This is a genomic window from Pseudomonas cavernicola (assembly GCF_003596405.1).
GTDB classification, from domain to species: Bacteria; Pseudomonadota; Gammaproteobacteria; order Pseudomonadales; family Pseudomonadaceae; genus Aquipseudomonas; species Aquipseudomonas cavernicola.
This window is the reverse complement of sequence record NZ_QYUR01000002.1, coordinates 697,579-718,572: the sequence shown is the minus strand read 5'-3', so window position 1 is coordinate 718,572 and position 20,994 is coordinate 697,579. Positions and strand designations below refer to the sequence as shown.

Annotated in this window: 16 protein-coding genes and 1 pseudogene; 7 read left to right on the top strand and 10 right to left on the bottom strand. The window is 62.6% G+C overall.

All coding sequences use genetic code 11. The features are described 5' to 3' along the window. Nucleotides 1–53: 53 nt before the first annotated feature. Both D3879_RS03680 and D3879_RS03675 read right to left on the bottom strand, forming a co-directional pair. Complete coding sequence (locus tag D3879_RS03680) at nt 54–995, bottom strand: choline ABC transporter substrate-binding protein (protein WP_119952734.1); 942 nt, start codon at nt 993–995, stop codon at nt 54–56. Between the two features lie 304 nt (nt 996–1,299). Then, complete coding sequence (locus tag D3879_RS03675) at nt 1,300–2,244, bottom strand: choline ABC transporter substrate-binding protein (RefSeq protein WP_119952733.1); 945 nt, start codon at nt 2,242–2,244, stop codon at nt 1,300–1,302. A 322-nt stretch (nt 2,245–2,566) separates the two neighbouring features. Between D3879_RS03675 and D3879_RS03670 the strand changes: the two genes are divergently transcribed. Together D3879_RS03670 and gbdR are read left to right on the top strand one after the other, a co-directional pair. Next, nucleotides 2,567–3,943 (top strand): L-serine ammonia-lyase, encoded by a 1,377-nt coding sequence (locus D3879_RS03670; protein ID WP_119952732.1) that lies wholly within the window; start codon nt 2,567–2,569, stop codon nt 3,941–3,943. 564 nt (nt 3,944–4,507) lie between these two features. Next, nucleotides 4,508–5,611: a choline metabolism transcriptional regulator GbdR gene (gene gbdR / locus D3879_RS03665; RefSeq protein WP_119952731.1), complete on the top strand. Its 1,104-nt coding sequence runs from the start codon at nt 4,508–4,510 to the stop codon at nt 5,609–5,611. Nucleotides 5,612–5,811: 200 nt separating this feature from the next. Here gbdR and D3879_RS03660 read toward each other — a convergent pair whose 3' ends face one another. From D3879_RS03660 to choX, 8 genes are all read right to left on the bottom strand, one after another. Continuing rightward, a complete protein-coding gene (locus D3879_RS03660; protein ID WP_119952365.1) occupies nt 5,812–6,807 on the bottom strand; it encodes an IS110 family RNA-guided transposase in 996 nt (331 codons plus the stop codon). Between the two features lie 434 nt (nt 6,808–7,241). Then, nucleotides 7,242–7,502: a hypothetical protein gene (locus D3879_RS03655; protein WP_119952730.1), complete on the bottom strand. Its 261-nt coding sequence runs from the start codon at nt 7,500–7,502 to the stop codon at nt 7,242–7,244. 420 nt (nt 7,503–7,922) lie between these two features. Further along, nucleotides 7,923–9,110, bottom strand: coding sequence for a gamma-butyrobetaine dioxygenase (locus D3879_RS03650; protein WP_119952729.1), 1,188 nt, complete (start codon nt 9,108–9,110; stop codon nt 7,923–7,925). A gap of 36 nt (nt 9,111–9,146) precedes the next feature. Further along, nucleotides 9,147–10,091, bottom strand: a complete 945-nt coding sequence (locus D3879_RS03645; protein WP_119952728.1) for an alpha/beta hydrolase — start codon at nt 10,089–10,091, stop codon at nt 9,147–9,149. 3 nt (nt 10,092–10,094) lie between these two features. Continuing rightward, the gene (locus D3879_RS03640; protein WP_119952727.1) at nt 10,095–10,574 is read right to left on the bottom strand and encodes a thioesterase family protein; all 480 of its coding nucleotides are present in this window, start codon (nt 10,572–10,574) and stop codon (nt 10,095–10,097) included. A gap of 124 nt (nt 10,575–10,698) precedes the next feature. Further along, entirely contained in the window at nt 10,699–11,664 is a 966-nt protein-coding gene (locus tag D3879_RS03635; RefSeq protein ID WP_119952726.1) for an L-carnitine dehydrogenase, read from the bottom strand. Between the two features lie 141 nt (nt 11,665–11,805). Continuing rightward, nucleotides 11,806–12,693: a 3-dehydrocarnitine:acetyl-CoA trimethylamine transferase CdhC gene (gene cdhC / locus D3879_RS03630; protein WP_119952725.1), complete on the bottom strand. Its 888-nt coding sequence runs from the start codon at nt 12,691–12,693 to the stop codon at nt 11,806–11,808. A gap of 87 nt (nt 12,694–12,780) precedes the next feature. Further along, the gene (gene choX / locus D3879_RS03625) at nt 12,781–13,722 is read right to left on the bottom strand and encodes a choline ABC transporter substrate-binding protein (protein ID WP_119952724.1); all 942 of its coding nucleotides are present in this window, start codon (nt 13,720–13,722) and stop codon (nt 12,781–12,783) included. Between the two features lie 204 nt (nt 13,723–13,926). Between choX and D3879_RS03620 the strand changes: the two are divergent. The 5 genes and pseudogenes from D3879_RS03620 to dgcB all read left to right on the top strand — a co-directional run bounded on the left by D3879_RS03620 (nt 13,927) and on the right by dgcB (nt 20,941). Continuing rightward, nucleotides 13,927–14,953 (top strand): annotated as a pseudogene (locus D3879_RS03620) (GlxA family transcriptional regulator). Between the two features lie 131 nt (nt 14,954–15,084). Then, nucleotides 15,085–16,062 (top strand): dipeptidase, encoded by a 978-nt coding sequence (locus D3879_RS03610; RefSeq protein WP_119952721.1) that lies wholly within the window; start codon nt 15,085–15,087, stop codon nt 16,060–16,062. 156 nt (nt 16,063–16,218) lie between these two features. Next, nucleotides 16,219–16,749 (top strand): DUF5943 domain-containing protein, encoded by a 531-nt coding sequence (locus D3879_RS03600; RefSeq protein WP_119952720.1) that lies wholly within the window; start codon nt 16,219–16,221, stop codon nt 16,747–16,749. Between the two features lie 30 nt (nt 16,750–16,779). After that, nucleotides 16,780–18,840, top strand: coding sequence for a dimethylglycine demethylation protein DgcA (gene dgcA, locus D3879_RS03595; protein ID WP_119952719.1), 2,061 nt, complete (start codon nt 16,780–16,782; stop codon nt 18,838–18,840). A 151-nt stretch (nt 18,841–18,991) separates the two neighbouring features. Continuing rightward, nucleotides 18,992–20,941, top strand: a complete 1,950-nt coding sequence (gene dgcB, locus D3879_RS03590; protein WP_119952718.1) for a dimethylglycine demethylation protein DgcB — start codon at nt 18,992–18,994, stop codon at nt 20,939–20,941. Nucleotides 20,942–20,994: the final 53 nt, after the last annotated feature.

Sequence of the window (20,994 nt, the reverse complement as noted above, 5' to 3'; positions counted from 1 at the left end):
CGCGCCTGCGAGTTGCCTTTAACGCGTTCACACGACCTGGGTTGCGGGTTGTATCAAGGTGCTAATTTGGCCTTAACTACTTCTAGCGCGGGCTTGCCGTCACGGCTGCTGACGCCAGCCAGCCAGGTGTCGAGCACCTGCGGGTTGGCTTTCAGCCAGGCCTTGGCGGCGTCACGCGGTTTCTGGTTTTCGTTGAGCACGGCGTCCATCAGCTGGTTTTCCATGTCCAGGCTAAACACCAGGTTCTGCAGGAGCTTGCCGACGTTGCTGCATTCTTGTGTGTAACCCTTGCGCACGTTGGTGTAAATGGTGGCGCGGCCGAGATCGGGGCCGAAATAATCGTCGCCGCCGGCCAGGTATTTCATCTTGTTGCGGGTGTTCATCGGGTGCGGTTCCCAACCGAGGAACACCATCCATTCGTTTTTACGTGTGGCGCGTTTCAGCTGCGAGAGCATGGCTGCTTCGCTGGACTCGACCACTTTGAAGTCCTTCAGGCCGAAGGCGTTCTTGTCGATCATGCTTTGGATCAGGCGGTTGCCGTCGTTACCCGGCTCGATACCGTAGATTTGGCCTTCCAGCTGGTCTTTGAACTTGGCGATATCGGCGAAGTTTTTCAGGCCGGCATCGTAGGCGTAGTCCGGTACGGCGAGGGTGTACTTGGCGCCTTCGAGGTTGGCGCGCAGGGTTTCCACGGTGCCTTTTTCGCGGTAGGCCTTGATGTCGTTTTCCATGGTCGGCATCCAGTTGCCGAGGAATACGTCGAGGTCTTTGCCCACTGCCAGGGATTTGTAGGTCACGGGCACCGACAACATGGTGGTCTTGGTTTTGTAACCCAGCGATTCCAGCACTTCGCTGGTGACCGCCGTAGTGACGGTGATGTCGGTCCAGCCGACGTCGGAGAAGCGTACGGTGCCGCAGGACTCGGGCTCTGCCGCGTTGGCCAGCAGCGGTAGGCTGAGCGACGCGGCCAACAGCAATGATGTGGAACCTTTCATGGGACGGACTCCTTTCTAATTGTTGTCGGCAGTGTGCTACTGAGCGCGAGTTGCCGGTTTTTTTGTGCTGCTGGTTGAACTCAGAGGGGGGATTCTGAGCGTCACCGCCATTCAGCCTAGCGGTCGTGTCGAGAACGATCATGGAACAGTGAAAAACAAACGCCTACAGGGTGCGTCGCATCCAGTGCAGAGGGCGTCGTATCCAGCATTAGTGAGGTCGTTTACGGCCTTTTTGCCGACCAAAGTTGCGGCTTGGCAGACTCTGGTCAGCGAATTCGCGGCAAATCGTGACGGCTCGGCGGCGTTATTGCGCCAGCTCCAGTTTGGTTTTGACGACCGCCAGCGCTGGCTGCCCGTCACGGCTGGAGACCCCACGCAGCCAGGCGTCGAGCACCTGGGGGTTGGCCTGTAGCCAGGCTTTGGCCGCTTGCCGCGGATTCAGGCTCTGGTTCAGCACGGCATCCATCAGCTGGTTTTCCATCGGCAGCTCAAACGCCAGGTTGCTCAGCAACTGGCCGACGTTGCCGCACTCTTGGCTGTAGCCCTTGCGCACGTTGGTATAGACGGTGGCGCCACCGTAGTCGGGGCCGAAGAACGCATCGCCGCCTTCCAGGTAGCGCATCTTGTTGTGGGTATTCATCGGGTGTGGTTCCCAGCCGAGGAACACCAGCCACTGATTAAGATGCGCCGCCCGTTCGACGCTGGCGAGCATCTTCGCCTCGTTGCTTTCCACCAGTTTGAATGTGCCGAGGCCGTAGGCGTTTTCTTTGATCATCTTGCTGATCAGTTGGTTGCCATCGTTGCCGGGCTCGATGCCATAGATCTTGCTGTCCAGCTGGTCGGCGAACTTGGCGATGTCGTTGAAGCTCTTCAGACCGCCCTCATAGGCGTATTCCGGCACGGCCAAGGTGTATTTGGCGCCGTGCAGGTTGGCCCGCAGCGTCTCCACGCTGCCTTTGTCCAGATAAGGGCGGATGTCGTTTTCCATGCTCGGCATCCAGTTGCCGAGGAATACGTCGAGCTTGTTATCTGCCAGCGCCTTGTAGGTCTGCGGCACGGACATGCGTTTGACGTTGGTCACGTAGCCGAGTGAGCCAAGTAGCAGCCGGGTCACGGCGGTGGTCATGGTGATGTCGGTCCAGCCGACATCGGCAAACCGCACCCGCTTGCAGCTGTCTGCTTCCGCCGCGCTGGCCAGCACGGGCGAGCTTAGGCACAAGGCCAGGCACAAAGAGGTGAAACATTTCATAGGCGCGATCCTTAGCTGGTAAATGGGGGCGTCCCGGTGGGCTCTTCGGCCTCGCAGCAAGCGTGCCGGGCGGCTGGATCATGGGCCAGGGTTGCCGCGGCGACTATGACGTGAGTCGCGTTTGGCAACAGTGGAGTCGTATTCAGCATGACGTTGCCCGCTGGCTAGGGCTGGGTATTTGACGTAGCTGGACCTGCGGCGTTTGTGGATATGGCCGGGTCGGATTGGGAGACCGGCGCGGCGGGGAAAAGCCGGATGATCCGTGCATAAGTGGGCTGGCCAATCTGGTGTGCGCCCGCGTTGCTCGGTTTAGGAGACAGCTATGGCCATCAGCGTATTCGACCTGTTCAAGATTGGTATCGGCCCCTCCAGCTCGCACACGGTCGGGCCGATGCGCGCCGCCGCGCTGTTCGTGCAGGGCCTGCGCGAGCGCGGTCTGTTGCAGCAGGTACGCCGCGTTGAGGTGCGCCTGTACGGTTCCTTGTCCGCCACCGGGGTCGGGCATGGCAGCGACAACGCGGTGATCATGGGGCTGATGGGCGAGTGGCCGGATGCGATCGACCCGACGCAGATCGGCCCGCGCATCGCCGCCCTGCGTGAGAGCCAGTGCCTGCTGCTCGATGGCCACTTCGAGGTGCCGTTCGACTGGACGCGCGACCTGCTGCTGCTCGACGAAAACCTGCCCTACCACCCGAACGCCATGACCCTGATCGTCGAAGGCGCGGCCGGCGAACTGCACCGCGACACCTACTACTCGGTCGGCGGTGGTTTCGTGGTGGATGCCGCCCAGGCCGCCAGCGGCGTGCTCGACCAGGACCAGACCCAGCTGCCGTACGACTTCTCCAGCGCCGCCGAGCTGCTGCGCCTGTGCCAGGAACATGGCCTGCGGGTGTCCGAACTGATGATGGCCAACGAAAAGGCCTGGCGCAGCGAAGAGGAAATCCGCAAAGGCCTGATGCGCCTGTGGCAGGCCATGCGCGACTGCGTCGAGCAGGGCCTCAAGCATGAAGGCGTGCTGCCGGGCGGGCTCAACGTCAAGCGCCGCGCCGCCAAGCTGCACCGCAGCCTGCAAGAGCTGGGCAAGCCCAACGTGATCGGCACGACCCTCAGCGGTATGGAATGGGTCAACCTGTTCGCCCTGGCGGTGAACGAAGAAAACGCCGCCGGTGGGCGAATGGTCACGGCCCCAACCAACGGCGCGGCGGGGATCATTCCGGCGGTGCTGCATTATTACGTGCGCTTCAGCCCGGCGGTGAGCGAGGCGGACGTGGTCGATTACTTCCTTGCCGCCGCAGCGGTGGGCATCCTCTGCAAGAAAAACGCCTCGATCTCCGGCGCCGAAGTCGGCTGCCAGGGCGAGGTCGGTTCGGCCTGCGCGATGGCCGCCGCCGGCCTGGCAGAAATCCTCGGTGCCACGCCGGGACAGCTGGAGAACGCCGCCGAGATCGGCCTGGAGCACAACCTCGGGCTGACCTGCGACCCGGTCGGCGGGCTGGTGCAGGTGCCGTGCATCGAGCGCAACGCGATAGCGGCGGTGAAGGCGATCAACGCGGCGCAGATGGCCCTGCGTGGCGACGGCGAACACTTCATCTCGCTCGACCGGGTGATCCGCACCATGCGCGACACCGGCGCCGACATGCACGACAAGTACAAGGAAACCTCGCGCGGCGGTTTGGCCGTCAGCGCCATCGAGTGCTGAGAACCTGTTCATGATCTGCTGCGCGTCGGCCATGCGGCGTTGAAATCGGGCTCAAAATGCTCATTTACTACGTGTAAACTGCGCTTTTTCGCCCGATTTCGCCTTGCCTGACCTTAGCTCGCGAGATCGTGAACAGGCTCTGAGGCGGAGAGCGCATAAAACGTGCACGCTTTTCGCTCATGCTCGCCGCGCTGCGCCATCTTTTGGCGCGGTGCTTCCCTCCTGAACACGTACTGAACGGTACGCAGAACACGGACCGATTGCGCTTGGGGTGACACTTAGCCCAGGCCTCGGCTTGCTATAATTCTAAAGTGCTACGAAAGTGCTCAAGCCCTGCCGCTGTCGGGTGTCCAGGTCTCGCGCCCGGCGCTCTCCTCGCTGCTGGCTGCCCGCCAACTAGAGGCTTTGCGGCGTCGTTTTTAGGTTTTATTGAATGCATGTTCAATTTAGGCACGGCAATTGCGTTGGGTTAGCCCATAGCCAGGGTGTCGTTCGCGCTGCCCATGGCAATAAAACAAGAGCCTCGCCTGAGGCCATACCTGCGTTGCGTGAGGAGATACCGTGATGTCGCCGTTCAACCAAGGGGCGCAACCCCAGAGCCGTGCTCCACAATCCATCGGTTTTCTGCTGCTGGATAATTTCACTCTGATTTCATTGGCCTCGGCCGTTGAACCACTGCGTATGGCCAACCAGCTATCCGGTCGTGAGTTGTATCGTTGGACCACCCTGACCCTCGATGGCGGCCAGGTCTGGGCCAGCGATGGCCTGCAGATCACCCCGGATTGCGCGGTGAGCAAGGCGCCGCCACTGGACATGGTGATCGTTTGCGGCGGTATCGGCATTCAGCGCAGTGTTACTCGGGAACACGTTGCCTGGTTGCAAACCCAGGCGCGTCAGTCGCGCAAACTCGGTGCGGTCTGCACCGGCAGTTGGGCCTTGGCCTGTGCCGGCCTGCTCGATGGCTACGATTGCAGCGTGCACTGGGAATGCCTGGCAGCGATGCAGGAAGCCTTCCCGCGGGTGGTCATGAGTACCCGCTTGTTCACCCTCGACCGTAACCGCTTCACTAGCTCCGGTGGCACCGCGCCGCTGGACATGATGCTGCACGTGATCTCCCGCGAGCATGGCCGCGAGTTGTCGGCGGCGATTTCGGAAATGTTCGTTTACGAGCGCATCCGCAACGAACAGGACCACCAGCGTGTGCCGCTCAAGCACATGCTTGGCACCAACCAGCCGAAACTGCAGGAAATCGTCGTGCTGATGGAAGCCAACCTGGAAGAGCCGATCGACCTCGACGAACTGGCGGTTTACGTCAACGTTTCGCGTCGCCAGCTTGAGCGGCTGTTCCAGAAGTACCTGCATTGCTCGCCGTCGCGCTATTACCTGAAGCTGCGCCTGGTGCGCGCCCGTCAACTGCTCAAGCAGACGCCGATGTCGATCATCGAAGTGGCTTCGGTCTGTGGTTTCGTCTCCACTCCGCACTTCTCCAAGTGCTACCGCGAGTACTTCGGCATTCCTCCGCGTGACGAACGTATGGGCTCGAATACCGCACAGCAGGTGGCGTTGCTGCCTATCCCGCAGGCGTTGGTGCTGGCGCCGTTGTCCGGGGCCATGTCGGCCTTGAGTCAGGCGCGCAGTGAGTCGACCTTTGCCAGCGTGCGCTTGTAACGTAGGTTGGCGCTGAGCCGAAGGCGATGCCCAACAACCGGCCTGCAAGGCCGGGTTTGTAGATGCATGGGATGGTGCGCTGGGAGTCGCAAAGCGACTCCTTGTTGGGCATTATTGCGTTCAGCACCAACCTACGAGGGCACCTGCGTATCACCGGTTACCTGTGAGTCTGCGCAAAACCGTAGATACTCTGTTGGACGTCAAGCTTCAGCCAGATGGATTTTGCTGAATAGCTTGCTGGAGTCGAAGGGTTCGCCCAGTTGGATGCAGGCCCAAAGCCCGGTCAGGTACTTGCGCATGACGGCGCATACGGCCTGTATTTTCTTTTTGCCACGGCGTTGTAGGGACAGGTAGAAGGCCTTGGCGTTTGGGTCATGTCGTACCGCGCTCAGTGCCGGCATGTAGAGGGCGCTTCGTAGATAGGCATTACCCGCCTTGCTCAGCCGTGAAGCCTTATTGACGCTACTGCCCGATTGGCACAGGCGGATATCTAGCCCGGCATAGCGACTGACTTGCGGCGCCTTCAGATGCTGGGGCAGGACACTGAGTTCAGCCAGTAACGCAATAGCACTGGCAACGCCAACACCTTTGGCTGCCAGCAGATGCTGAAACTGACTGTTCAACACGGCGTCCTCGGCAATCAGGCGCTGTGCAGCGTTGCTGAGTCGCTCGATGCGCTGATCCAGCCTCTCGACCGCTTCAACTTCGTCTTCAATCAGCAGCGCCAGCGTGTCACGTTTGGAGCGCAAGGCGTGCAGGCGGTTCTTGGCTTGTGTACGGGTCGCGGTCAGCCGATTGATTTGTCGGCCGATGTCACGCAGCGCCATACGGAGGGTATCCGGCGCAGTCCAAGGGGCTGGCGTCATCCGCTCGGCGTACTCGGCCAGGAGGGCCGCGTCTAGCGGGTCGGTCTTGCTTTGCGCCAACTTGAGTTGGGCAAAGTGGTGGAAGCTTTTGGGGTTGATGACAGACACGACGATCCCGGCCTTGCTCAAGGCAACGGCCAAGTCCAAGTAGTAAACGCCGGTGGCCTCCATCACGACTTGGACGGCTTTTAGCGCTTTAATCCGCTCCACCGCCTGGGCGTGCCCCTCGGGCGTTTGCTGGATGTCCAGCTTGCCCCGCGTGCGACCACCCTTTCGCCATGCCAAGACAACTGTCTTGGCACCCACATCCACACCGACAAATACGCTCATTGATTTCATCTCGCCCGGCATTTGAGCAACAATAGCTACCGGTTCCCCGACCTCGCACTTCTTGCCGCTGCAACCTTGTGATGCGAAGTCCACCTCAATGAGCTGGCTTCCGGATACTCCACGCGGTGGGCAATGAGGCGGGGGGCCAATCTACGGGCGAGGTTGAGTGTGAACTCACCTCCAGGTTGGAACGGCCTCCCCAGTAACTGTTTCTCTGCGTCAAGCGCAGGGCCTGAAAGGTTAACCCGGTTGACGGAAAACAACATACAAGGTTGGTGCTGAGCCAAAGGCGATGCCCAACAACCGGCCTGCAAGGCCGGGCTTGTTTGTGCGTGGGATGGTGCACCGGGAGTCGCTAGGCGACTCCTTGTTGGGCATCACTGCGTTCAGCGTCAACCTAAGAGAGCAGCTGCGTATCGACCGCGTTACGCGGTTTAGCCATGGCTTTGCTTATATTCCGCCAGCGCCGGTAGCAGCTGCCGGGCGATAGCCTCGCGCACCGCTGGCAACATCACCGCGCCACTGGCCAACATCTGTTCGACCAGGCTGCGCAATGCCGCCGCGCGTGATTCGTTAAGCCCCATCAAGACCCGTTCGCAAGCCTGCTCGGCACTGGCGCCGGACGGCACTTCGAAACCCAAAGCCAACAGGCGTTCACGCAGGTCGTCCTGGTCGATCAAATCTGCATGCATCATCGCGGTGGTCCTCATCCGGGGTCGTTGTCGCATCGATTCTGGTGATGTGGCGAGGCCGCTACAAGGGTGTTGGTCGGGGAGTGGCTTGGACGCACATGAACAGGTCGCTTTCAACTAATTCATCCGTGCGGCCAGCCAGCACAATTGGCCTCAGCTAGGTCCCTGGTCTGCGGTGCAAACCGCCTGGTTGGTTGGTCGCCAATCTGGACGAGTGACTCTATGGCGCGTGCACAGTACCCACACTTGACCCCCGCTTTGTGTCGGCTTTGCGGGGGTCTTTTTTTGCCTGGGATTCAGGGCGTAGGCTGGGTAGAGCCGTTTTTCGGCGAAACCCAGCGTGGCAACCCTGCGGGCAGCTAAAGCTGTGCAAAACGGTTTTCCTGCCGTTTTGTCGCTTCGCTCTACGCCAGCCTACTGACGCTAGCGTTGAAGCACATGAATCCGTGACAGCAACTCATCGCGATCCACATAGCAGCCCTGGAAGTGGCGGGCGCCACTGGCCGGGTCGAAAGCATTGCGCGCGTGCAGGGTGCGGCGGTTGTCGAAGCACCAGAGTTGCCCGGCATCCAGCCGGCGGATCACGCGAAAGCGCGGGTCGCGGGTCAGTGCCTGGAAGTGCCGGTAAGCGCGGTAGAGCAGAGGCATCTGTTGCGCCGCGACGTCGAAAGGCCCGCGCAGGAAGTTGGCGATGCGGATCTCGCTGACCGCGCCATAGGCATCCAGGGCGATGATCGGTGCCAGACAGCGGTAGTCGCTGTGGCGGTCCTTGTTGCGGAACTCCACCGGCATCTCGCACAGCGTGCGGAAGTCTTCCGGCGCCTCCTGGCGCAGCGCCTCGGCGATGGAGAAACCGTCGACGAAGATGCTCTCGCCGCCCACTGCGTCATTCACCAGACAGTGCAAAAATTGCAGCCCCGGTTGCAGCTCTCGCGTTGGCAGGTCGCTGTGCAGCGGTAGGTTGAAAGCGGTGTAGGCGTTGCTGTCGGCATCGGCTTTGGACTGTACGTTGAACAGCACGCCGAAGTTGCTTTCGCGGATAAAGGAAATCCGCTGCGCGATGGCTTGTAACGAGCCCGGCGCGGTCGGTACGCCGCGCACCTGGGTCAGGCCGATATCGCGCACGGCCAGCAGCCAGTCCAAGAGCGCGCGCTCGTCCTCCATCACGGCCTGATAATCGAACAGCGGCAGCTGCTCATTCAGCTTGGCGTTCCACAGTCGGCTCTGCGGGCGTTGCGCGTGGCGCTCGGCGCGGGAGGCGTCGTCGTAGGCATGGGCGCGCAGCCAGCCGGGGTGATAACGGCTGTGGTGGCCGTCCTGCCAGTCGATCAACAGGTGGCCCTGGTCGTCGATGCGCGTGCGCTGGGGGTGCAGGTCTTCCGCTACGTCGACGATCTCCAGCAGCTGCTCGCGGGTCACGCTGTAGACGCAGCGGGAGCAGGGGCAGTTGTCACGCAACCATTGGTGATGGAAGGGGCTGACGCGGCCGTCGCTCCAGACCGCGTCCAAGCGCTCGGCCGAGGGCCGCAGGGTGGCGAGGCCGGCGCTGACCGGATAGTTGCGCCAGTCGGCGATGGCCGGCGCCTCGAGGGACGTATCCACGGCGTTCATTGCGATCTCCTTGCAGGGTGTTTGGGGAAGACTGTTTCAGCTTGCGCCTAGACCGAGGAAGCGGCGCAAGGCCGCCAGTAACTGCGCATACAGCAGGTCGACTTCGGCAGCCAGGCCACGGGCGCGCAGGCAGCCGTGGACCAGGCCCAGGCCCGGGTGAAAAGCCACCGGCACGCCTGCCGCGGTCAGCGCATCGCGATAGCTCAAACCGTCATCGTGCAACGGATCGAACTCCGCCACGGCAATGAAAGCCGCCGGTAGTTGGGCAAAATTGCAGGCCTGTAGCGGCATGACATAAGGGTTGTGTTGCTGGCTCGCGTCGCTCAGGTAGAGCGCCAGATAGCAGTCGAGATCGGCGCTACTCAGTAGCGGTGCATCGGCGCATTGGCTGCGCGACGGCAGGTCGTGGCCGCCGCCGAGGCCGGGATAGATCAAGGCCTGGCCGCAGGGCAGTGGTTCGCCAGTGTCGCGCAGTGCCAGGCAAAGAGCGGCGGCGAGATTGCCACCGGCGCTGTCGCCGGCCACGGCCAGGCGCCGGGGATCGATGCCGAGGTCGTGATGCGCGGCGTTGATGCCACGCCAGGCCGCCAGGCAATCGTCGAATGCCGCGGGGAACGGATGCTCGGGCGCCAGCCGGTAGTCGACGGCGATGACCACGGCATTCAGCTGCGCAGCCAGGTCGGCGGTGATGAAGTCGTGCGAGTCGAGGTCGCCCACCACCCAGCCGCCCCCATGTAGATAGAGCACACCGGGCCAGCCGTTTTCGGGCCTGACGCCGCCCGGCTGGTAACGTCGCGCGGGCACGCCGCCCAGCTCCAGCTCGGTCACCGCGAGCCCGGCCGGCCGCTCCGGGGTAAAGGCGCGGCTCATGCGTGAATAAGCCTCACGCATACCGTTCAGGCCAGGCTCCGTCGCGTTGAAAGCCAAGGTCTGGGCGACGAACCCAGCGAGTTCGGCTGAGAGCGGATAGGGGCTGGTCATGATTTAACCCGGCAGACCGATCACGCGGCCAACGCAGGCGGGTGTGGGCAACTGGCGATGAGCTTCGCCGAGGGCTTCGACCTTGGCCAGCACCGTGCCAGCGAAGGGCGCCGAACGCGGCCCGGCGAGGTCGACGTGGAGCAGCATCTGCTCACTGGCTGCCAGCGCCTCCTCGGTCCCCGCTAGATGCAGGCTGTGATAAAGGTGCAGGCGCTTGCGGTCGTGGCCGAGCAGCTGGGTGCGGACTTCCACCGTGGCGCCTTCTTTCACTTCATGCAGGTAGTTGATGTGGCATTCCAGGGTGAACAGGGAATTGCCACTGGCCTCGCGGCCACTACTGTCGAGGCCGAGGTGGTCCATCAGTGCATCGGTGGCATAACTGAAGATCAACAGATAGAAGGCATCGCGCAGGTGACCGTTGTAGTCGACCCACTCGGGCAGGATGGCGGTGCTATAGGTGGTGAGCGGGGTTGTTGCAGACATGGGGAACACTCCTGTTTTTCTTGCTGCGCGGGCTAGCTTTTGTAGGAGCGAGCTTGCTCGCGAACGGGCTCACGCAGCGCTTCGCGAGCAAGCTCGCTCCTACAGGTTTGCGGTGGGCCGACACTCACTCGGCAAACGCAAACCCGTGCTTGGCCTTGGTCGCTTTCACCGCGTCGAGTACTGCCAGCAGGCAGTCATCACGATAGCGCTCCAGCTCGGCAATGCTGCGTTCGCCCTGTTGCGCGCTGGTGCCTTCGACCACGCTGTCGATCAGGGCCTCGGTCAGTTCAGGCGCCGGCAGGTAAGTCCAGGGCAACTGCAAGGCCGGGCCGAACTGGGCCATGAAGTGGCGCATTCCAGCATCGCCGCCGGCCAGGGTATAGGTCAGGAAGGTGCCCATGAACGACCAGCGCAGGCCCGCGCCGAAACGGATCGCGTCGTCGATCTCGCCGGTCGTGGCAACGCCGTCGTTGACCAGGTGCAGCGCCTCGCGCCAGAGCGCTTCGAGCAGGCGGTCGGCGATAAAGCCAGGGACTTCCTTGCGTACATGCAGCGGGCGCATGCCCAGCGATTCGTAGACCTGGATCGCCGCCTGTACCGCTTCTGGCGCGGTCTTCACGCCGCCGACCACTTCTACCAGCGGCAGCAGATACACCGGATTGAACGGGTGGCCGACCACGCAACGCTCGGGATGCGTGGCGTCAACGTAGAACTCGCTCGGCAGCAGGCCTGAGGTCGAGGAGCCGATCAGGGCATTGGGTTTGGCGGCGGCGCTGATCTTGGCGTGCAGCTCGCATTTCAATTCGAGGCGTTCCGGCGCGCTTTCCTGGATGAAGTCGGCGTCGCGTACGCATTCCTCGATGGTGGCGACGAAGCGCAGGCGGCTCTGGGCCGCGCCGGGCTTCAAGCCCTGCTTTTCCAGCGCCGGCCAGGCGTTGGCGACGCGGCTGCGCAGAGCCGCTTCAGCCCCTGGCGCGGGGTCCCAGGCGACCACATCGAGGCCGTGAGCGAGGGCACGGGCGACCCAGCCGCTGCCGATAACGCCGCTGCCGAGGGCAGCAAAGGTTTTGATTTGGGTGATAAAAGGCATGTTGGCTCCTTTGAGCAATAAGGTCGAATACCCCCTCTCCCGCTTGCGGGAGAGGGTTGGGGAGCGGGAAAGCAGGCGACTTGGCGTCAAGTCAGTCCCTCTCCCCCGGCCCCTCTCCCATGAATGGGAGAGGGGAGGACGTCAGGCGCGCTGTTTCAGGCCCATCTTCACGCGGCCTTCGGCGGGCGTGAGCACACGACCGCCGAGGCGGCTGATGATTTCGCTGACCCGCTCGACCAGTTGGCCGTTGCTCGCGGGCACGCCTTTGTCCAACCACAGGTTGTCTTCCAGGCCGACCCGTACGTTGCCGCCGAGCAGCATGGCTTGCGCGGCCATCGGCATTTGCATGCGGCCAATGCCGAAAGCGGCCCAGGTGGCGCCGACGGGCAGGTTGTCGACCATGGCTTTCATGGTGGTGGTGTCCGCCGGGGCGCCCCATGGGATGCCCAGGCACAGTTGGAACAGCGGGTTGTCGAGCAGGCCTTCCTTGATCATCTGTTTGGCGAACCACAGGTGGCCGGTATCGAAGATTTCCAGCTCGGCTTTCACGCCCAGTTCAGTGATGCGTTTGGCGCCTGCGCGCAGTTGCGCCGGGGTGGAGACATAGATGCTGTTGCCGTCGCCGAAATTCAGGGTGCCACAGTCCAGGGTGCAGATTTCCGGCAACAGCTCTTCGACATGCGCCAGGCGGCTCATCGGGCCGATCAGGTCGGTGCCCGGGCCGAACTCCATGGGTTGCTCGCCTGGGCCGATCTCCAGGTCGCCGCCCATGCCGGCGGTGAGGTTGACTATCATGTCGACGCCCGAGTCGCGGATGCGCTCCATCACCTCGCGGTATAGCTCGGTGTCGCGGCTGAACTTGCCGGTCTCGGGGTTGCGCACGTGGCAGTGCACCACGGTAGCGCCGGCCTTGGCCGCTTCCACGGCGGCGGCGGCGATCTGCTTGGGGGTGACCGGGATCGCCGGGTGCTTGTCAACCGTGTCGCCGGCTCCGGTAAGGGCGCAGGTAATGATGACGTCGTGGTTCATGGCGGTACTTCCTTCGAGCATTCAGGTTGCACCCCTCAACCGCAGGGATTGAGGGGCTGGGCAGTGGTTGTGGATGAGCGTTGCGGCTTAAGGTTTAAGGCTGAGTTGCAGGCTTTTCGCAGCGTCCTTGCCGTCGAAGGTGGTCACGCCGGCCAGCCAGCGCTGCAGGTCTTCCGGGTGGTCGCGCAGCCATTGCCGGGCGACGTCCTGCGGCTCTTGGTGCTCCATGATCGGCACCATCATCTGGCTTTCCTGGGCGGCCTTGAAGGTGAGGTTTTCCAGCAGGCGGCTGACGTTGGGGCAGCGCTCGGCATAGTCCGGCGCGGTCACCACCGATACCGTGGCGGCGCCTTCATTGGCGCCGAATACGTCCTGGCTGCCGGTCAGGTAGGTGATGTGCATGTTGATATTCATCGGGTGTGGGGTCCAGCCGACGAACACCACCCACTCCTTGCGCTTGACCGCACGCTGCACGGCGGCCAGCATCCCGGCTTCGCCGGACTCCACCAGCTGGAAGCCGGCCAGGCCGAATTGGTTGCTGTCGATCATGCCTTTGATATTGGCATTCGCCCCGGTGCCGGGTTCGATGCCGTAAATCTTGCCGCCCAGCTTGTCCTTGAATTTGGCGATGTCGGCGAAGGTTTTCAGCCCGCCTGCAGCTACATAGTCCGGTACGGCCAGGGTCGCTTGGGCGTCGCTCATGCTCGGCTGGGCGAGCACCTTGACTTGCTTGGCGGCGAGGAACGGCGCGATGTTCTTGTCCATCGCCGGTTGCCAGTAGCCGAGGAAGATGTCCAGGCGGTCGTCGCGCAGGCCGCCGAAGACGATTTGCTGGGCGGCGCTGGTCTGTTTGACCTCATAGCCCATGCCTTGCAGGAGCACATCGGCCACCGCGCTGGTGGCGATTACGTCGGTCCAGTTGACCACGCCCATGCGAACCTTCTGGCACTCGGCCGGTTCGGCGGCGAGTAGGGCGGTACTGCTGAGCATCAGCACACTGCAGCTGAGATGACGGATAAAGTTTTTCATGCGTGCTCCCTCGTACGGCTAATCATTGTTGTTGGGATAGCGGCGTTCGGGTGACGCCGTGTGTAGACAAATTACGCAGCGTCACGGGGCCGAAAACGCACCTGAGCGACCAGCTCTTGCACGGTAGCGACCTGATGGATTGCTAAAGCGCTTCGACTCGCGTAAGCCAGCAAATACGCTGGCCAACTTTCGAAAGCGCCTGTCATGTCCCAAGACTTCTGGTTCCTCCTGCTACCCGGTTTTTCGGTGATGGGCTTCGTCTCGGCTGTCGAGCCGTTGCGGGTGGCCAATCGTTTTCGCGGCGAGCTGTACCGCTGGCATGTCCTGAGTCTGGACGGTGGTCCGGTGTTGGCCAGCAATGGCATGTCGATAAACGCCGATGGCGCGCTGGAACCGCTCAAGCGTGGCGCCACGCTGCTGGTGGTGGCCGGTTTCGAGCCGCTCAAGGCCTATACCCCGGCGCTGGAACACTGGCTCAAACGCCTCGACCGTGAAGGCGTGACCCTCGGCGGCATCGATACCGGCAGTTTCGTGCTGGCCGAAGCCGGCCTGCTCGGCGGGCATCGGCTGACGCTGCACTGGGAGGCGATTAGCGCCTTCCAGGAGTCCTACCCCAACCTGGATGTGACCCAGGAATTGTTCGAGATCGACCGCACGCGGATCACCTCGGCCGGCGGCACCGCGTCCATCGACCTGATGCTCGACCTGATCGGCCAGGCCCACGGCGCCGAGTTGGCGGTGCAAGTCTCCGAACAGTTCGTGCTCGGCCGTATCCGTCCGCGCCAGGACCACCAGCGCCTGCAGATCGCTACGCGCTATGGCGTCAACAACAAGAAGCTGGTGCAAGTGATCGGTGAAATGGAGCGGCATACCGAGCCGCCGCTGAGCACCCTGGAGCTGGCCGAGCGCATTCAGGTGACCCGCCGCCAGCTGGAGCGGCTGTTTCGCCTGCATCTAAAAGACACGCCGTCGAACTTCTACCTCAACTTGCGTCTGGACAGGGCCCGTCAACTGCTGCGGCAAACCGACCTGAGTGTGCTGGAGGTCGGGTTGGCCTGCGGCTTCGAGTCGCCGTCGTACTTTTCCCGCAGCTATCGCGGGCGTTTCGGCTTCTGCCCAAGCCAGGATCGCCAGGGCTTGTCGGAGCGCTCCCGGCAAGCCTGCGGGCTACAGATCAGCGCCGCTCCGTAGCTGGGAGGCACGCCGGGGAGGCCGAAGGTCGTCGGTTTGACGCTTTCGACAATTCCCCTGTCGTTTTTGCGCGATAGCGGCGAATCCCCCAGGGATATGCTGGCCCCAAAGCGCCGGCAGAAGATTCGGCGCACTGAACTCCTAGTGCTATCTAGATAAGGGGACCGCCCGATGAGCCCAGCCGAACTGCACGCCGACAGCATCGTTATAGACGGGCTGATCATTGCCAAATGGAACCGCGAACTCTTCGAAGACATGCGCAAAGGCGGCCTGACCGCAGCCAACTGCACGGTGTCGGTGTGGGAGGGCTTCCAGGCCACCGTCAACAACATTGCCGCCAGCCAGAAGCTGATCCGCGAGAACAGCGACCTGGTGATGCTGGCGCGTACCACTGCCGACATCAAGAAGGCCAAGGCCGAGGGCAAGACCGGGATCATCTTCGGCTTCCAGAACGCCCACGCCTTCGAAGACCAGCTGGGCTATGTCGAGGTGTTCAAGCAGCTCGGCGTTGGCGTGGTACAGATGTGCTACAACACCCAGAACCTGGTCGGCACCGGTTGCTACGAGCGTGACGGCGGGCTGTCCGGCTTCGGTCGCGAAATCGTCGCCGAGATGAACCGCGTCGGCATCATGTGCGACCTCTCCCACGTCGGCGCGAAGACCTCCGAAGAGGTCATCCTCGAATCCAAGAAGCCGGTCTGCTTCTCGCACTGCCTGCCGTCCGGGCTGAAAGAACACCCGCGCAACAAGTCCGATGAAGAGCTGAAGTTCATCGCCGACCACGGCGGTTTCGTCGGCGTGACCATGTTCGCGCCGTTCTTGAAGAAAGGCATCGACTCGACCATCGACGACTACGCCGAAGCCATCGAGTACGTGATGAACCTGGTCGGCGAAGACGCCATCGGCATCGGCACCGACTTCACCCAGGGCCACGGCCAGGACTTCTTCGAGTGGCTGACCCACGACAAGGGCTACGCCCGTCGGCTGACCAACTTCGGCAAGATCGTCAACCCGCTGGGCATCCGCACCGTCGGCGAATTCCCAAACCTCACCGAAACCCTGCTCAAGCGCGGCATGCCCGAACGCGTGGTGCGCAAGGTGATGGGCGAGAACTGGGTGCGGGTACTAGCCGACGTCTGGGGCGAGTAAACCTCCTCTTAAAAGCCCCTCTCCCTAGCCCTCTCCCATGAATGGGAGAGGGGACGGCCCGGCGAGCACCGAGGCCGCTTTGCTCCCCTCTCCCGCATGCGGGAGAGGGGCCGGGGGAGAGGGTATGACCAAACCGAATTCTGGAGTTTGAACACCATGGCTAAAACTGCCCCGCAACTGCCCATCGAAGTCGACAGCGAAACCGGCGTCTGGACCACCGACGCTCTGCCGATGCTCTACGTGCCGCGGCATTTCTTCGTCAACAACCACATCGGCATCGAGGAGGTGCTGGGCGCCGAAGCCTATGCGGAGATCCTCTACAAGGCCGGCTACAAGTCCGCCTGGCACTGGTGCGAGAAAGAAGCCGAATGCCACGGCCTGCAAGGCGTAGCGGTGTTCGAGCACTACATGAAACGACTGTCGCAACGCGGCTGGGGGCTGTTCGAGATCGAAGCCATCGACCTCGACAAAGGCACCGCCTCGGTACGCCTCAAGCATTCCGCATTCGTTTACGTCTACGGCAAGGTCGGGCGCAAGGTCGACTACATGTTCACTGGCTGGTTCGCCGGCGCCATGGATCAGATCCTCGCGGCTAAAGGCAGCCCGCTGCGTACCGTCGCCGAGCAGGTCTACGGCGGTTCCGAAGAAGGCCACGACGACGGCCTGTTCGTCGTTAAACCCCTTTAAGTCGAGCCGCTTTTTATTTGAGGTGCCGTCATGGCTTTCGAAGCACTGTTCCAGCCGATCCAAATCGGCAAACTGACCATCCGCAACCGCGTCCTCAGTACCGCGCACGCCGAGGTGTATGCCACCGATGGCGGCATGACCACCGAGCGCTACATCAAGTACTACGAGGAGAAGGCCAAGGGCGGTATCGGCCTGGCGATTTGCGGCGGCTCCTCAGTCGTGGCCATCGACAGCCCGCAGGAGTGGTGGAGCTCGGTGAACCTGTCCACCGACCGGATCATCCCGCACTTCCAGAATCTGGCCGACGCCATGCACAAGCACGGCGCCAAGATCATGATCCAGATTACCCACATGGGCCGTCGCTCGCGCTGGGACGGTTTCAACTGGCCGACCCTGATGTCGCCGTCCGGCATCCGTGAGCCGGTGCACCGCGCCACCTGCAAAACCATCGAGCCGGAAGAAATCTGGCGGGTGATCGGCAATTTCGCACAGGCGGCCCGGCGTGCCAAAGAGGGCGGTCTGGACGGTGTTGAGCTGTCCGCCGTGCACCAGCACATGATCGACCAGTTCTGGAGCCCGCGGGTCAACAAGCGTACCGACGAATGGGGCGGCAGCTTCGAAGGCCGCATGAAGTTCGGCCTGGAAGTGCTGAAGGCGGTGCGCAAGGAAGTCGGCGACGACTTCTGCGTCGGCATGCGCATCTGCGGCGACGAATTCCACCCGGACGGCCTCAGCCATGAGGACATGAAGCAGATCGCCAAGTACTACGACGACACCGGCATGCTCGACTTCATCGGCGTGGTCGGTTCCGGCTGCGACACCCATAACACCCTGGCCAACGTCATCCCGAACATGAGCTACCCGCCGGAGCCCTTCCTGCACCTGGCGGCCGGGATCAAGGAAGTGGTCAAGGTGCCGGTGCTGCACGCGCAGAACATCAAGGACCCGAACCAGGCCGAACGCATTCTCGAAGGCGGCTATGTCGACATGGTCGGCATGACCCGCGCGCACATCGCCGACCCGCACTTCATCGCCAAGATCAAGATGGGCCAGGTCGACCAGATCAAGCAGTGCGTCGGTGCCAACTATTGCATCGACCGCCAGTACCAGGGTCTCGACGTTCTGTGCATCCAGAACGCCGCGACCTCCCGTGAATACATGGGCGTACCGCACATCATCGAGAAAACCACCGGCGTGAAACGCAAGGTGGTGGTGGTCGGCGGTGGCCCAGCCGGGATGGAAGCTGCGCGGGTGGCGGCCGAGCGTGGCCACGACGTGACCCTGTTCGAGAAGAAGGACGCCCTCGGCGGGCAGATCACCACCGCGTCGAAGGCGCCGCAGCGCGACCAGATCGCCGGCATCACCCGCTGGTACCAGTTGGAGCTGGCACGTTTGAAAATCGACCTGCGCCTGGGCACCGCCGCCGACGCGGCGACCATCCTCGACCTGCGCCCGGATGTGGTGGTGCTGGCCAACGGCGGGCATCCGTTCCTCGAGCAGAATGAACATTGGGGCGCTGCCGATGGCCTGGTGGTCAGCAGCTGGGACGTGCTCGACGGCAAGGTCGCGCCGGGCAAGAACGTGCTGGTCTACGACACCATCTGCGAATTCGGCGGCGTGTCGGTGGCGGACTTCCTCGCCCACAAAGGCGCCCAGGTCGAGATCGTCACCGACGACATCAAGCCGGGCGTGGCCGTCGGCGGCACCTCGTTCCCGACCTTCTACCGCAGCATGTACCCGAAAGAAGTGATCATGACCGGCGACATGATGCTGGAGAAGGTCTATCGCGAGGGCGACAAGCTGGTCGCGGTGCTCGAGAACGAATACACCGGCGCCAAGGAAGAGCGGGTGATCGACCAGGTTGTCATCGAAAACGGCGTGCGCCCCGACGAAGAAATCTACTACGCGCTCAAAGCCGGCTCGCGCAACAACGGCCAAATCGATGTCGAGGCACTGTTCGCGATCAAGCCGCAGCCGTGCCTGAGCGAGCCGGGTGAGGGTTACCTGCTGTTCCGCATCGGTGACTGCGTGGCACAGCGCAATACCCATGCGGCGATTTATGACGCCATACGGCTGTGTAAGGACTTCTGATGACCTCCCCTCGCCCTCCATTCTTTTATAGAAAGCAGGGAGAGGGGCCGGGGGAGAGGGCTGCCACACCTTGCCCTCTCCCTAACCCTCTCCCCAAGTGGAGAGGGGACTGGATTGGCGCTGCTTTTAGGTCCCGCGAAGGAGACCAACGATGTTGAACACCATTCTCCCTATCCTGCTGTTCACCGCCCTGGCGCTGGCCGTCATTGGTGCAGTGAAACGCATGCTGATGTGGAATCAGGGTCGAGCCTCGAAGGTCGACTTGATTGGCGGCCTGCTGGCGATGCCAAGGCGCTACCTGGTCGATTTGCACCATGTGGTCGAGCGCGACAAATACATGTCCAAGACCCACGTGGCGACGGCTGGTGGCTTCGTGCTGGCGGCGCTGCTGGCGATCATCGTGCATGGCTTTGGCCTGCATAACCGCATCCTCGGTTTCGCCCTGTTGGCGGCCACTGCCTTGATGTTCGTTGGCGCGCTGTTCGTGGCCAAACGTCGGCGCAATCCACCGGCTCGTCTGTCGAAAGGGCCATGGAGCCGGCTGCCGAAAAGCCTGATGGCCTTCTCGGTGAGCTTCTTTATCGCCACCCTGCCGGTGGCTGGCATCCTTCCGGAAAACTTCGGTGGCTGGCTGCTGGCCGGGGTGTTGGCCCTTGGTGTGGCCTGGGGCGTGTCGGAAATGTTCTTCGGCATGACCTGGGGCGGGCCGATGAAGCACGCCTTCGCCGGCGCCCTGCATTTGGCCTGGCACCGCCGCGCCGAACGCTTCGGTGGTGGCCGTTCGACTGGCCTGAAAGCGCTGGACCTGAGCGACCCGATGGCGCCGTTGGGCGTGGAAAAGCCCAAGGACTTCACCTGGAATCAACTGCTCGGTTTCGACGCCTGTGTGCAATGCGGCAGGTGCGAAGCAGCCTGCCCGGCGTTTGCCGCCGGCCAACCGTTGAACCCGAAGAAGCTGATTCAGGACATGGTCGTCGGCCTGGCTGGCGGTAGCGACAAAGGTTATTTCGGCAGTCCCTATCCGGGCATTCCGGTCGGTGAACATGCCGGCGATCCCCATCAGCCGATTGTGTTTCTGCAAGGCAAAGGCCTGCTCGAAGCCGACACGTTGTGGTCCTGCACCACCTGCCGTGCCTGTGTCGAGGAATGCCCGATGATGATCGAGCACGTCGATGCCATCGTCGACATGCGTCGCCATCTAACCCTGGAAAAAGGCGCAACGCCGAACAAGGGCGCCGAGGTGCTGGATAACCTGATCGCCACCGACAACCCCGGCGGCTTCGCCCCTGGCGGGCGGATGAACTGGGCGGCGGACCTGAACCTCGATCTGTTGAGCGAGAAGAAAAGCGCGGACGTGCTGTTCTGGGTCGGTGATGGTGCCTTCGATATGCGCAATCAAAGAACCCTGCGCGCCTTCGTCAAAGTGCTCAAGGCCGCCAACGTCGACTTCGCCGTGCTTGGCCTGGAAGAGCGCGACAGCGGTGACGTGGCCCGCCGTCTGGGCGATGAAGCGACCTTCCAGCAACTGGCCAAACGCAATATCGAGACCCTGGCCAAGTACCGCTTCAAGCGCATCGTCAGCTGCGATCCGCATAGCTTCCATGTGCTGAAAAACGAATATGGGGCGCTGGGCGGCAACTATGAAGTGCTGCACCACAGCACCTATATCGCCGAGCTGATCGCCGAGAAACAGCTCAACCTGGGTCAGCACAAGGGGGGCAGCGTGACCTATCACGACCCCTGCTACCTCGGCCGCTACAACGGCGAATACGAGGCGCCGCGCGAGGTGCTGCGCGCCCTCGGCATCGAGGTGAAGGAGATGGAGCGTTCCGGCTTCCGTTCGCGTTGCTGCGGCGGTGGCGGCGGTGCACCGATCACCGACATCCCCGGCAAACAGCGGATTCCCGATATGCGCATGGTCGACATCAAGGAAACCGGCGCCGAACTGGTAGCGGTCGGTTGCCCGCAATGCACGGCGATGCTCGAAGGCGTGGTCGAACCGCGGCCGCAGATCAAGGACATCGCCGAGCTGGTGGCCGATGTGTTGATCGAAGGGGCGCCAAACGCGCCAGCTAAACGCGCAGCGGCGGGGGTGAATTGATGACATTCGCACGCGTTTACTTCTCTCTCCCGCCTTTCTTTTATAGAAAGCAG

Bases quoted from the DNA above. Each gene is read 5' to 3' on its own strand.
- D3879_RS03680 (WP_119952734.1), bottom strand. From the start codon at position 995: ATGAAAGGTTCCACATCATTGCTGTTGGCCGCGTCGCTCAGCCTACCG.
- D3879_RS03675 (WP_119952733.1), bottom strand. From the start codon at position 2,244: ATGAAATGTTTCACCTCTTTGTGCCTGGCCTTGTGCCTAAGCTCGCCC.
- D3879_RS03670 (WP_119952732.1), top strand. From the start codon at position 2,567: ATGGCCATCAGCGTATTCGACCTGTTCAAGATTGGTATCGGCCCCTCC.
- gbdR (WP_119952731.1), top strand. From the start codon at position 4,508: ATGTCGCCGTTCAACCAAGGGGCGCAACCCCAGAGCCGTGCTCCACAA.
- D3879_RS03660 (WP_119952365.1), bottom strand. From the start codon at position 6,807: ATGAGCGTATTTGTCGGTGTGGATGTGGGTGCCAAGACAGTTGTCTTG.
- D3879_RS03655 (WP_119952730.1), bottom strand. From the start codon at position 7,502: ATGATGCATGCAGATTTGATCGACCAGGACGACCTGCGTGAACGCCTG.
- D3879_RS03650 (WP_119952729.1), bottom strand. From the start codon at position 9,110: ATGAACGCCGTGGATACGTCCCTCGAGGCGCCGGCCATCGCCGACTGG.
- D3879_RS03645 (WP_119952728.1), bottom strand. From the start codon at position 10,091: ATGACCAGCCCCTATCCGCTCTCAGCCGAACTCGCTGGGTTCGTCGCC.
- D3879_RS03640 (WP_119952727.1), bottom strand. From the start codon at position 10,574: ATGTCTGCAACAACCCCGCTCACCACCTATAGCACCGCCATCCTGCCC.
- D3879_RS03635 (WP_119952726.1), bottom strand. From the start codon at position 11,664: ATGCCTTTTATCACCCAAATCAAAACCTTTGCTGCCCTCGGCAGCGGC.
- cdhC (WP_119952725.1), bottom strand. From the start codon at position 12,693: ATGAACCACGACGTCATCATTACCTGCGCCCTTACCGGAGCCGGCGAC.
- choX (WP_119952724.1), bottom strand. From the start codon at position 13,722: ATGAAAAACTTTATCCGTCATCTCAGCTGCAGTGTGCTGATGCTCAGC.
- D3879_RS03610 (WP_119952721.1), top strand. From the start codon at position 15,085: ATGAGCCCAGCCGAACTGCACGCCGACAGCATCGTTATAGACGGGCTG.
- D3879_RS03600 (WP_119952720.1), top strand. From the start codon at position 16,219: ATGGCTAAAACTGCCCCGCAACTGCCCATCGAAGTCGACAGCGAAACC.
- dgcA (WP_119952719.1), top strand. From the start codon at position 16,780: ATGGCTTTCGAAGCACTGTTCCAGCCGATCCAAATCGGCAAACTGACC.
- dgcB (WP_119952718.1), top strand. From the start codon at position 18,992: ATGTTGAACACCATTCTCCCTATCCTGCTGTTCACCGCCCTGGCGCTG.